The following is a 12,500-nucleotide window of genomic DNA, read 5'->3' on the forward strand; positions in this document are numbered from 1 at the left end:
ATCTTTTAGACATATTATAAGGAATAGGAAGACTTAAAACATCACTATTCGAGGTAATGGGAGGCAATTTTATGATAACTGTTAAGAATATAAGTAAAACATTTAATACTCCAACAGGAAAAGTTGAGGTGTTGAGAGATATAAGCCTAGAAATAGCGCGAGGGGATATATTTGGAGTAATTGGTTTTAGCGGCGCAGGTAAATCGACATTAATACGTTGTTTAAATGGCCTTGAAAAACCCGATTCTGGTAATATAATCATTGGAGAAAATGAGATAACTAAGTTAAATGGAAAAGAATTAAGAAGTGCTAGAAAAAAAATAGGTATGATATTTCAACAATTTAATTTATTTGATTCAAAAACTGTTTATGAAAATATTGCTTTTCCATTAGAAATTTCAGGATATAAGAAAGAGGCAATAAAGAGAAGAGTTGAAGAGATATTGGAATTAGTTGAATTGTCAGAAAAAAGGGATTCATATCCACTTCAACTAAGTGGAGGGCAAAAACAAAGGGTTGGCATTGCAAGAGCTTTGGCTAATGATCCGGATGTACTTTTAAGTGATGAAGCAACTTCTGCTTTAGATCCACAAACCACCTTTTCAATTTTAGAACTTTTGAAAAATATAAACCAAAGGTTAAGCTTAACAATAGTGATAATAACACACGAACTAGATGTGTTAAGGTATTGCACTAATAATATGGTAGTTTTAGAAGATGGTCATATAGTAGAAGAGGGGAATACAGAAAACTTATTTTTAAATCCTAAAAGTGATACTTTAAAGAAATTTATAACAATAACAGAAGGATTTCAAAATAATAGGAAATTTTCAGGGGGGGAAGGAATATGAGCAATGATTTAGTTAAATTGCTTTTAGTTGGAACAGAGGAAACTTTATATATGGTATTGCTTTCATCCATAGTAGCCTTTTTGATAGGTGTGCCAATTGGAGTATTATTGGTTGTTACGGATAAAGGCGGAATTTTTCCTTTATATAAAGTTAACAAAATCGCTGGTTTCTTAATTAATGTAATAAGATCCACGCCTGAAATAATATTAATAATTATATTATTGCCATTATCAAAATTTATTGTTGGGACCACATTAGGTGCAAATGCAGCAATAGTATCTATTTCAATAGGTTCAGCTCCATTTATTGCGAGAATAATTGAAAACAGCTTAAAGGAAGTTGAATTTGGAAAAATAGAAGCTGCAGAATCAATGGGTGCAACTCCTATTGATATAATAAAAAAAGTTCTGCTTCCAGAAGCTCTTCCTTCAATTGTAAGAGGAATAACTATAGCAATTATAGGAATAATAGGCTTTACAGCTATAGCAGGTGCAATTGGTGCTGGTGGACTTGGAAGTTTAGCTATAAGATTTGGCTACCAAAGATTTCGTACAGATGTACTTATAGGGACTGTAGTTATTCTAGTTATTATAGTACAAGCTATACAGCTTATTGGAGATCTCATCGCAAAGTCAATTAATAAGAAGAGATTTAAGTTTGAATAAATATGGAGGGATTAAATTGAAGAAAAAATTATTATCAATAATTACAAGTGGATTACTTTTAGTAGGAGTATTTGCTGGATGCTCAGCTAACAAAGAAGATGCAAGCAAAGCTACAAGTGCATCAACAACAACTGAAAAGAGCGAAGTGACTTTAAAAGTAGGTGCAGCATTAACACCGCATGCTGAGATATTAGAGCATATTAAGCCAAAACTAAAGGAACAAGGTATTAACTTAGAAATAGTGACCCTTGATGATGAAGGCCAGCTAAATCCGGCATTGGATGAAAAGCAAATTGATGCAAATTATTTTCAACATGTTCCTTACTTAGAGTCTGTATCAAAAGAAAAAGGATACGACTTTGAAGTGGCAGGAAAAATACACGTTGAGCCTATAGGATTATATTCTAATAAACTTAAATCAATAAATGATTTACAAGATGGGGATAAGATAGGTATACCTAATAACCCTTCAAATGAATATAGAGCTTTAGTTCTTCTTGAAAAAAATGGACTAATTAAACTAAAAAGTGGATTAGAAAATTATTCTGCGACACCAAATGATATAGCTGAAAATCCTAAACATCTTCAATTTGTAGAGGCAGATGTAGCACAATTACCTAGATCTCTTGGAGATTTAGCGGGAGCAGTAATAAATACTAATATAATTTTAGATGCTAAAATTGATCCAAATACAGCAATTCTTAGGGAAGATGGAGATTCTCCTTATGCAAATGTAATTACGGTTAGAAAAGGAGATAAAGATAGAAAAGAAATCAAGGCACTTATTTCAGTCCTAACTACAGATGATGTTAAAAACTTTATTAAAGAAAAATATGGTTCTGCGGTAGTTCCAGCATTTTAAAGAGGAGGAAGATATGTCATACAAAATAGCATTTGCAAGCAGTGATGGAAAAGTTGTAAATCAACATTTTGGAAGAACAAAGCAATTCTTAATTGTTGAAGTGGATGATAAAGAATATAAGTATGTAGAGACAAGATTTAATGAGCCATCGTGCCAAGAATTTCAGCACACCGAGGATGCTTTAAGTAAATCTATTGAATTAATATCTGATTGTAAAGCAGTCTTTGTAGCGAGAATTGGACAAGGAGCCTTAGCTGAGGTTGAGGCGAAAGGAATAAAAGGAATTGAGGCACCTTATTTTATAGAAGATATACTAAAAAAAGTGCTAAATTCAAAAGTAAATATTTTAGATTTATATTAATAATCTAAGTTATAAGTATGATTCAAGTAAGTAAATAGTATTTAAAGAATTCAATTAAATTAGGACTTAGATTATAAAATTAAACTTTGGATAATGAATAAATTTTGATCAAAGTTAGAATAAAGGAAGTGAACTATATGGGGAATTTTGACCACCTTGTAAAAACTCATCCGTGCCTAGGTGGGGAGGCGCATTTTAAATATGGGAGGATACACTTACCAGTGAGTCCCTCATGTAACATACAATGTAAGTTTTGTAGAAGGGGATTTAATAAATCAGAAGTGCGTCCAGGAGTAAGTTCATTACTACTTACTCCAGAAGAGGCTGTAAAAACTGTTAGGAAAGCATTAATGTTATGTCCAGAAATTAGTGTTGTAGGGATTGCAGGTCCAGGAGATACGCTTGCAACTGATCATGCTCTTGAGACTTTTAAATTAGTAAAAAAAGAATTTCCTCATCTTATTAACTGCTTAAGTACCAATGGATTAAGATTGGAAGAAAAGGCTGAAAAGATTGTTGAAGCTGGGGTTGAGACAATAACTGTTACTGTTAATGCCATTGATCCAAAGATTCAAAAAGATATATGTTCTTTTGTAATTGATGAAGATGGTAAAAGACTAGAAGGGGAAGAAGGTGCAAAGAAGTTAATAAATGCACAACTTAGAGGTATTAAAAAGATTAGCGAATTAGGAGTTATAGTAAAAATAAATAGTGTCTTAATACCAGGAATTAATGATAGACATATCAAGGAGATAGCTAAAGTAACTAAGGGGTTAGGAGCATCAATATTAAATATAATTCCACTAATACCACAAAACGAACTTTCTCATCTTGAAGCGCCATCATGCCTAATGCTTGATAAATGTAGAGGAGAAGCAGGTGAATATCTTGATGTATTTAGGCACTGCAAACATTGCAGAGCTGATGCCTGTGGAGTTCCAGGTAAAAATCAAGATATACATGGTCAATTATATGATAAAGAAGTTGTTGAAACTTTCTCTCATGGATAGGAAATTAGTTGATTAATATGAATAGAAACAAGTATTAAAAAATTATTAAGGATTCATAATGACAATCGTTAAGATAAATAAAATATAAATATTTCATTTATCCTAAAACACAGTAAACAAATAAGAATAATATGAGTAATATATAGTAATTTATATTTAGAAATAGTAGCAACCTTTATATATAAGAAATAAAGAATAGTGTAGAAAACTTTGCACTAGCGAAACCTTGAGGAGGAGAGAAAAATGAAAATAGAATCATTATTAGTTCATGGTGCAATTGATGGGGATGAGACAACAGGATCGGTGAATGTTCCAATCTATCAAACTTCCACATATAAGCAAGAACAGTTAGGTAAAAATAAAGGATATGAATATTCAAGGACTGGAAATCCGACAAGGGAAGCATTAGAGAAAACTATTGCCTTGCTGGAAAGTGGAAGCGGTGGACTTGCATTTAGCAGCGGAATGGCTGCTATTACGGCTGTTTTATCTTTATTTCATAGCGGTGACAAAGTGATAATTCCAAGTAATCTTTATGGAGGAACTTTTAGAGTAATTGATAAAGTATTTAAGAATTTTAATCTTCAATATGAGATAGTTGACTTTTCTAGACTAAATGATGTAAAAAGAATTTTAGAAAATGGAAAGGACAACACAAGTATAAAAGCCGTTTTTATTGAAACTCCAACAAATCCGCTCATGGATATTACTGATATAGAAGAGGTTAGTAAGCTTGCAAAGGAATACGGAGCACTTACTGTTGTAGATAATACGTTTATGTCACCATATTTGCAAAGACCTTTAGAATTTGGAGCGGATATTGTTGTTCATAGTGCTACTAAGTATTTAGGCGGTCATAGTAATGTAGTAGCTGGATTAATAGCTGTAAATAATGATGAGCTTTGGGACAAGTTACACTTTATACAAAATTCAACGGGAGGAGTACTTGGACCATTTGATTCATTTATATTGCTTCAAGGCATAAAAACTTTAGGTGTTAGATTGGATAGGCACAATGAAAATGCAGAGAAAATAGCACAATTTTTATCACAAAGTGAATATATAACTAAAATTTATTATCCAGGAATAAAGGATTCGAAAGGATATGAAATTCATAAGAAACAAGCATCTGGCTTTGGGGGAGTATTATCTTTTGTTATAAATGAAAAGATAGATTACAAAAAGTTTCTAAGTTCACTAAGACTTATAACTTTAGGAGAAAGTCTAGGTGGGGTGGAATCTTTAATATGTCACCCAGCTAGCATGACACATGCAGCAATTCCATATAAAATAAGGCAGGAGGTTGGAATTGTCGATAATCTAGTTAGGTTGTCAGTAGGGATAGAAAATATTGATGATCTAATTGAGGACTTAAACAATGCATTTAAGGAGAGTTTGATATGAATTATGTAAGTGATGTAAAAGAACTTATTGGAAATACTCCGCTTATAAAACTCACACATATCAATGTTAAAAAAAATGTTAATATATTTGCTAAACTTGAATGTTTTAATCCTGGTGGCAGTATAAAAGATAGAATTGGAGTAACAATGATTGAGGGGGCTGAGAGAAATGGAAGCTTAAAGAGGGGGTATACCATAGTTGATGCAACAGCAGGAAATACTGGTCTTGGTATAGCTCTAGCGGCAATAAATAGAGGCTATAATATAATCTTTGTAGTACCAACCAAATTTTCAATAGAAAAGCAAAAGCTAATGAAAGCCTTGGGGGCTAAAATCATTAATACTCCAGATGAAGAAGGTATGCTTGGAGCTATAAATAAAGCTAGTGAATTATTAAAAGAAATTCCAAATAGCATTAGCCTAGGTCAATTTGAAAATGAAGATAATCCTCTAGCACATTATGAAACAACAGGCCCTGAAATATATAAAGCATTAGATGGTAATATAAATTATTTCGTGGCAGGTGCGGGAAGTGGAGGCACATTTACGGGGATCATAAAATATCTAAAAGAAAAGGATAAGGATATTAAAGGAGTACTCGCAGATCCAGAAGGGTCAACAATGGTCGGTGGAGAGCATAAGAGTTACAAAATAGAGGGTATAGGAAATGATTTTGTTCCTAAAACAATGGATATATCTTTAGTTGATAAAGTTATAAAGGTTAATGACGATGAGGCTTTTAAGAATGTAAAGTTACTGGCTAAAAAGGAAGGTTTAATAGTTGGATCATCATCTGGAGCAATACTCGCAGCAGCATTGAAGTTATCTGAGGAAATCGATAGTGGAAATATAGTTGTTGTTTTTCCTGATAGGGGAGATAGATATCTAAGTACAACATTGTTTGATGACTAAGTAATATAAATAAATTAATAAGCTATGGAAATAAGAGATATAAGGACAAGATTTTGATTTTGGATGGGAAAAAACTTAACTATGATAACTTTATTAACGAAGTTGACTAGAAAACTAGAGACTGAGTTTCTTGATTATACATTATTTAGTATGCAAGAGACTCAGTTTTATTGTTCATAAAATAAAATTTTAGGAGGGATAAAAGATATGGCATATAAAAAGATCAATCTGGATATTCCAGAGGTTGAAAGTCGTGAACAAAGACTTGGAACTATTATTGCATGGGATGGAAAGGCATCAGAACTATCAGAGCAATCTTCTTATGAACGCAGAGGATGCGAGGGCAGAGGTAAACAATGCAGACTTTGTGAAATGAAAGGACCCTTTACACAAGGATCAGTTTGTAGCGAACAGATGGTTGAATGTCAAGCTGGAAACGTAAGAGATGCAGTGCTTATTCAACATTCACCTATTGGTTGTGGAGTGGGGCAAGTACCTTATAATTCAATTTATCGAAATGGACTTGCACTTCGGAATTTACCAGTAGAAAACATAAGAATTATTTGTACTAACTTAGATGAAAGTGACATGGTATTTGGAGGTATTAAAAAGTTAAAACAATCAATTAAAGATGCTTTTGAAAGGTATAGTCCTAAGGCGATTTTTTTAGGTACATCTTGCGCAACAGGAATCATTGGAGAAGATATGGAGAGTGTGGCTGCGGAAGCAGAAGATGAAATTGGCATACCTGTAATTCCACTTGCCTGTGAAGGCTTTAGATCAAAACATTGGAGCACAGGTTTTGATGCTACTCAACATGGAATTCTTAGAAAAATTGTACGTAAAAATCCTAAAAAGCAGGAAGATTTAATTAATGTTATAAATCTTTGGGGATCTGATGTATTTACACCAATGCTAGGAGAGCTAGGATTAAGAGTAAATTATGTTGTAGATTTAGCAACGGTAGATGATCTTGCACAACTTTCAGAAGCAGCAGGAACAGTTGGGTTTTGCTATACCTTGTCATCGTATATGGCAGCAGCATTAGAACAAGAATTTGGTGTTCCAGAAATAAAGGCACCTCAACCTTATGGCTTTGCAGGTACAGATGCTTGGATTCGTGAAATAGCAAGAGTCACTCATAGAGAGGAACTTGCTGAAGAGTTTATCAAAAAAGAACATGAAAGAATAAAACCTAAGTTAAAAGAACTTAGGGAAAAACTTAAAGGCGTAAAAGGATATGTTGCAACTGGTTCAGCTTATGCTCATGGTTTAATTACTGTTTTAAGAGAACTAGGAGTTGAAGTAAATGGTTCTTTAGTATTTCATCATGACCCGGTTTATGATAGTGGAGATCCAAAGCAGGATTCTCTTAAATTTTTAATAGATAATTATGATGATGTACCTTCATTTAGTGTAAGTAATAGACAACAATATCAATTTTATGGACTCTTAAAAAAGACAAATCCAGACTTCATATTAATAAGGCATAATGGGCTCGCACCATTGGCATCCAGATTAGGAATACCAGCGGCTCCACTCGGAGATGAACATCTTGCTATTGGATATGATGGAATGGTTAATTTAGGAGAAGCTGTTTTGGATGTACTCGCCCATAGGAAATTTCATCAAGACCTAAAAGAGCATGTAAAGCTGCCTTATACCAAATGGTGGCTTGATCAAGAGGATCCTTATATTCTTGCAAAAAAACCAGAAATATTAAATGAAAAAATAATATAATTGATATTTTTTAAAGGAGGAAGTTATGGAGATTAACAAAGACGTAAATATTACTCAAACAAATTCTATAAATCAAGTGCGTTATGGTTGCGCTATAGGAGCTATTTACAGTGTATCATCAATTCCTGGAGCAATGCCTATTGTAAATTGTGGTCCTGGTTGTGCAGATAAGCAGTATACTGGTCTCGCATTTTATAATGGTTTTCAAGGTGGTGGATATAGTGGTGGAGCAGTATCGCCGAGTTCTAATGCAGGTGAAAATGAGGTTGTATTTGGTGGAGAAAATCGTCTTAGAGAATTGATTAAATCATCCTTAAAGATAATGGATGCAGAATTATTTGTAGTTCTTACTGGATGTATAGGTGAAATTGTTGGAGATGATGTAGGAGCAGTTGTTGGAGAATTTCAGAAAAAAGGAGCCCCTGTTGTATATGCGGAAACTGGTGGATTTAAAGGAAATAATTTTATAGGCCACGAATTAGTTACAAAGGCTATTATAGATCAATATGTTGGAGAATATGATGGAGAAAAAGAAAAAGGGTTAATTAATGTATGGTCACTTTTGCCATATCAAAATACATTTTGGCGTGGAGATCTTACAGAAATAAAACGTGTACTTGAAGGAGCAGGGCTTAAAGTAAACATTCTATTTGGACCAGAATCAAAAGGAGTAAGCGAATGGAGAGATATACCTAAAGCACAGTTTAATTTAGTGATTTCGCCTTGGCTTGGCTTAGACACTGCTAAGCATCTAGAAAATAAATATAAACAACCATTTCTACACATCCCTACTGTTCCTATTGGAGCAAAGGAAACAAGTGCATTTTTGCGTAAGGTAGTTGATTTCTCCGGAATAGATAAACAAAAAAGTGAAAATTTTATAAAAGATGAAGAAAAAAATTACTACTATTATTTAGAACATTTTTCAGATTTCTATGCTGAATATTGGTGGGGCTTACCGGCTAAATATGCAGTAGTGGGAGATAGCGCTTATAATTTAGCTCTAAATAAATTTTTAGTAAACCAGCTGGGATTAATTCCGGCTAAACAAATTATTACTGAAAATCCTCCAGAGCAGTATAGAAGAGCAATTGCGAGTGAGTATAGTAAATTAGCAGAAGATGTATCTGCAGATGTTGATTTTGCAGAGGATGGATATGTAATAGGACAATTGCTAAGACAGACAGACTTCGGGCATAAGCCGCCTATTATATTTGGTACTACATGGGAAAGAGATACAGCTAAAGAATTAAAGGGAGCAATTATTGAAGTAGGTTTTCCAGCCTCTTATGAAGTAGTACTATCAAGAACTTATATTGGATATAAAGGAGCGCTTAATTTATTAGAGAAGATTTATACTACTGCAATTAGCGCTAGTGCATAAAATTTATTGTAAAAATCTTTAAACATAAAATAAGTAAAAAAATTTAAGAAAATAATACGAATTATTAAGCACATCTAAAATTTAAATAGTTTAATTATGAAGTCATTTATAGATATCCTTTTGATAAAAGAGGATATCTATTTTTGTTAAGTAATGCCTAAATATGTATATTTTAATTGGATTTTTTATTACTAGACTTATTTTAGCATTTGGAGTAACAGAATTTTAAATTAAATTTATTATTGCAACATAATATAAACAATTCAAATGTTGCCATTTTTTAATTAACTAAACTATAGTATATAAATAAATTAGAATATATATGTCAATACTAATATTAAAATAAGATAAAATCTATATTGTACAAGGTTATTGTGGTAGTATATAGGTATATAGGAATAAAATATAGTAATAGTATAATGGAGGAAGAAATTATGGGAATAAAACAAACATTAGCAAGTTTTATGAAAGAACCTGCATATAGGCCAATGGACATTGAAGAGTTAATTGCTGTATTTGATATAAAGAAAAATGAATATAATGCGTTTAAAAAGACTTTAAGAACTATGGAAAATGAAGGACTTATTATAAGAACTAAAAAAGACAAGTATATGATAGCTAATGCGAATCATGAAGAAGAAGGTCTTATTATAGGATCGCTTCAATCACATTCAAAAGGTTTTGGATTTTTAATTCCAGAAGAAGAGGGACAAAAAGACGTATTTATACCAAGCAATTGTATAAATGGAGCTATGAATGGTGATAAAATATCTGTTAGAGTAACAAGAGAAGATACAAAGACCAAGAAAAGAGAAGGAGAAGTAGTAGAAATTATTGAAAGAAACACTACTAGAATAGTAGGTGTATATGAAGATTCTAAAAATTTTGGTTTTGTAGTTTCTGAGGATCCAAGGATATCTAAAGATGTATTCATCTCAAAGAAGGATAGGAATGGTGCCAATGATGGAGATGTTGTTACAGTTAAGATAACAAAATGGCCTGAGGAAAATAGAAAAGCTGAAGGAGTTGTAACAGAGGTTTTAGGAAGAAAAGGTGACAGAGGAATAGACATTCTAATGATAATTAAAAAACTTGGACTTCCAGAAGAATTTAGTGAAAAAGTTCAAAAGTATGCTGAAGGTATTTCTGATGAAATTGATGAAGAAGAATATAAAGGCAGAAGAGATTTAAGAGATTTGAGAATGGTAACAATAGATGGTGAAGATGCTAAGGATTTAGATGATGCTGTATCTATCGAAAAATTAAGTAATGGCAACTTTAAACTAGGAGTTCATATTGCCGATGTAACACACTATGTAAAAGAAAATAGTCCATTAGATAAGGAAGCATTAAAAAGAGCAACATCAGTTTATTTAATAGATAGAGTTGTTCCGATGTTACCTAGAAAATTATCTAATGGAATATGTTCATTAAACCCTAGAGTAGATAGATTAACATTAACTTGCTTCATGGAGATAGATCATAAAGGAAAAGTTGTAGACCATGAAATTGTAGAATCTGTAATAAAAACTGATGAGAGAATGACATATAAAGATGTCACAAAGATATTAAGAGATAATGATGAGGAACTTATAAAAAGATATGACTATCTTGTTGATGACTTTAAAATGATGGAAGAGCTATGCGGTATATTAAGAAATAAGAGAACCAAAAGAGGTGCCATTGATTTTGAAATAGCAGAAGCTAAGATAACACTTAACGAGTTAGGAAAACCAATTGAGATTAAACCGTATGATCGTGAAATATCAAATAGGATGATAGAAGAATTTATGTTGGCAGCAAATGAGACAGTTGCAGAGCATATGTTTGGTACTCATCTACCTTTTGTATACAGAATACATGAGAGTCCAGATGAAGAAAAATTAGCTAAATTTAAAGAATTTGTTTATAATTTGGGATATGCTATTCAATGGACAGAAGAAATAAGACCAAAAAGTTTTCAAGAGATTCTAGAAAAGGTTAAGGGAAAAAACGAAGAAACAGTTGTAAGTACACTTTTATTAAGATCTATGATGCAGGCAAGATATGCACCAGAATGTAGCGGACATTTTGGGCTTGCAGCTGAGTACTACTGCCACTTCACTTCACCAATAAGAAGATATCCTGATTTACAAATTCATAGAATCATAAAAGAATATTTGCATGGAGAAGTAGATGGAACTAGAATAAATAAATTAAAAAATATAGTAGGTTATGCAGCTAAACAATCTTCTGAAATGGAAAGAAAGGCTCAAGATGCAGAAAGAGAAGTTGATGATCTTAAAAAAGCTGAGTATATGCAAGAGAGAATTGGTCAAGAATTCGAAGGAATTATATCTTCAGTTACATCTTTTGGAATATTCGTTGAGTTACCAAACACCATTGAAGGTTTAGTTCATATAACAGATCTAGATGATGATTATTATATATTCAATGAAGCAAATTTAAGCTTGATTGGTGAAAGAACTAAAAAGTTATATAAACTTGGAGATAAAGTAAAAGTAGAATGCGTTAATGTAGATATAACAAATAGAGAGATATTTTTTAAGATTACACAAGAGCCAAAGAGAGAAGAAACAGATAAAGATTTTGAATCAGAAGGAAAAATTAGCGAAGTAGAAAAAAAGTTAGTTGAAGTATAAGATATGATTTTAATGTTCTGAAAGAGCAAAAATTTGTGCATATAAACTTATTTTGAGCGTTCATATCAGCAATGTTCAAAATAAGTTGATTTACAGAAATGGGTATAATATAATTTTAGTAGAAATATAACCATAGCGGGTGATTATGATGGCAAGAAAAAGAAATGAGAATTCATTAGCAGAAAATAGAAAAGCAAGGCATGACTATTTTGTAGAAGAGGCAATGGAAGCAGGATTGGTTTTAGTTGGGACAGAGGTTAAATCAATAAGAAATGGAAGAGTGAATCTTAAAGACTGTTATGCAGATATATATAATGGTGAAATATTTGTAAAGAATATGCACATATCTCCTTATGAACAAGGAAATATATTTAATGTAGATCCATTAAGAGAGAGAAAATTACTTCTTCATAGAGATGAAATAAGAAGACTTGATGGTTTAGTGTCTAGAGATGGATATACCTTAATACCTCTATCATTGTATTTGAAGGACGGAAAAGTTAAAGTTGCGCTTGGAGTTTGTAAAGGTAAGAAAAATTATGATAAGAGAGACTCGATGTTAGAAAAAGCTCATAAGAGGGACATGGATAGAGCAATTAAGGAAAAGAATAAATATTAATTAAGCATGCTACCGAAAGTATAAAAATATTTTTGGTAGTTTTTTATTTGG

At 32.2% G+C, this 12,500-nt stretch carries 11 protein-coding genes; all 11 read left to right on the forward strand.

Features of this window, described 5'->3' with window-relative positions:
* The first annotated feature begins 71 nt into the window (after nucleotides 1-71).
* The 11 genes from AXY43_RS18110 (at nucleotide 72) to smpB (ending at nucleotide 12,449) form a co-directional block, all read left to right on the forward strand.
* Complete coding sequence (locus AXY43_RS18110) at nucleotides 72-851, forward strand: methionine ABC transporter ATP-binding protein (protein WP_039773286.1); 780 nt, start codon at nucleotides 72-74, stop codon at nucleotides 849-851.
* Entirely contained in the window at nucleotides 848-1,516 is a 669-nt protein-coding gene (locus AXY43_RS18115; RefSeq protein ID WP_011967973.1) for a methionine ABC transporter permease, read from the forward strand. The genes AXY43_RS18110 and AXY43_RS18115 overlap by 4 nt, the downstream gene beginning before the upstream one ends.
* A gap of 16 nt (nucleotides 1,517-1,532) precedes the next feature.
* Nucleotides 1,533-2,378, forward strand: coding sequence for a MetQ/NlpA family ABC transporter substrate-binding protein (locus AXY43_RS18120; RefSeq protein ID WP_011967974.1), 846 nt, complete (start codon nucleotides 1,533-1,535; stop codon nucleotides 2,376-2,378).
* A gap of 13 nt (nucleotides 2,379-2,391) precedes the next feature.
* Nucleotides 2,392-2,739 carry a NifB/NifX family molybdenum-iron cluster-binding protein gene (locus AXY43_RS18125; RefSeq protein WP_011967975.1) on the forward strand — a complete coding sequence of 116 codons (348 nt, stop codon included), beginning with the start codon at nucleotides 2,392-2,394 and terminating at the stop codon, nucleotides 2,737-2,739.
* Nucleotides 2,740-2,876: 137 nt separating this feature from the next.
* On the forward strand, nucleotides 2,877-3,749 hold the full coding sequence (locus AXY43_RS18130) for a radical SAM protein (protein ID WP_039773288.1): 873 nt from the start codon (nucleotides 2,877-2,879) through the stop codon (nucleotides 3,747-3,749).
* A 243-nt stretch (nucleotides 3,750-3,992) separates the two neighbouring features.
* Nucleotides 3,993-5,153: a trans-sulfuration enzyme family protein gene (locus AXY43_RS18135; protein WP_039773289.1), complete on the forward strand. Its 1,161-nt coding sequence runs from the start codon at nucleotides 3,993-3,995 to the stop codon at nucleotides 5,151-5,153.
* On the forward strand, nucleotides 5,150-6,064 hold the full coding sequence (locus AXY43_RS18140; RefSeq protein ID WP_039773290.1) for a PLP-dependent cysteine synthase family protein: 915 nt from the start codon (nucleotides 5,150-5,152) through the stop codon (nucleotides 6,062-6,064). Before AXY43_RS18135 ends, AXY43_RS18140 begins: the two co-directional genes overlap by 4 nt.
* 207 nt (nucleotides 6,065-6,271) lie before the next feature.
* Nucleotides 6,272-7,804, forward strand: coding sequence for a nitrogenase component 1 (locus AXY43_RS18145; RefSeq protein ID WP_017212478.1), 1,533 nt, complete (start codon nucleotides 6,272-6,274; stop codon nucleotides 7,802-7,804).
* Nucleotides 7,805-7,829: 25 nt separating this feature from the next.
* Nucleotides 7,830-9,188, forward strand: a complete 1,359-nt coding sequence (locus AXY43_RS18150) for a nitrogenase component 1 (RefSeq protein WP_039773292.1) — start codon at nucleotides 7,830-7,832, stop codon at nucleotides 9,186-9,188.
* A 434-nt stretch (nucleotides 9,189-9,622) separates the two neighbouring features.
* Entirely contained in the window at nucleotides 9,623-11,830 is a 2,208-nt protein-coding gene (gene rnr, locus AXY43_RS18155; RefSeq protein ID WP_023973642.1) for a ribonuclease R, read from the forward strand.
* A 148-nt stretch (nucleotides 11,831-11,978) separates the two neighbouring features.
* Nucleotides 11,979-12,449, forward strand: coding sequence for an SsrA-binding protein SmpB (smpB, locus tag AXY43_RS18160; RefSeq protein WP_011967982.1), 471 nt, complete (start codon nucleotides 11,979-11,981; stop codon nucleotides 12,447-12,449).
* Nucleotides 12,450-12,500 lie beyond the last annotated feature (51 nt).

The sequence above is a fragment of the Clostridium sp. MF28 genome, assembly GCF_002969175.1.
Taxonomy (GTDB): Bacteria; Bacillota; Clostridia; order Clostridiales; family Clostridiaceae; genus Clostridium; species Clostridium beijerinckii.

Excerpts from the sequence above, each read along its gene's own strand:
- AXY43_RS18150 (WP_039773292.1), top strand. The coding sequence starts at position 7,830 with ATGGAGATTAACAAAGACGTAAATATTACTCAAACAAATTCTATAAAT.
- AXY43_RS18140 (WP_039773290.1), top strand. The coding sequence starts at position 5,150 with ATGAATTATGTAAGTGATGTAAAAGAACTTATTGGAAATACTCCGCTT.
- AXY43_RS18145 (WP_017212478.1), top strand. The coding sequence starts at position 6,272 with ATGGCATATAAAAAGATCAATCTGGATATTCCAGAGGTTGAAAGTCGT.
- smpB (WP_011967982.1), top strand. The coding sequence starts at position 11,979 with ATGGCAAGAAAAAGAAATGAGAATTCATTAGCAGAAAATAGAAAAGCA.
- AXY43_RS18110 (WP_039773286.1), top strand. The coding sequence starts at position 72 with ATGATAACTGTTAAGAATATAAGTAAAACATTTAATACTCCAACAGGA.
- AXY43_RS18130 (WP_039773288.1), top strand. The coding sequence starts at position 2,877 with ATGGGGAATTTTGACCACCTTGTAAAAACTCATCCGTGCCTAGGTGGG.
- rnr (WP_023973642.1), top strand. The coding sequence starts at position 9,623 with ATGGGAATAAAACAAACATTAGCAAGTTTTATGAAAGAACCTGCATAT.
- AXY43_RS18135 (WP_039773289.1), top strand. The coding sequence starts at position 3,993 with ATGAAAATAGAATCATTATTAGTTCATGGTGCAATTGATGGGGATGAG.
- AXY43_RS18125 (WP_011967975.1), top strand. The coding sequence starts at position 2,392 with ATGTCATACAAAATAGCATTTGCAAGCAGTGATGGAAAAGTTGTAAAT.
- AXY43_RS18115 (WP_011967973.1), top strand. The coding sequence starts at position 848 with ATGAGCAATGATTTAGTTAAATTGCTTTTAGTTGGAACAGAGGAAACT.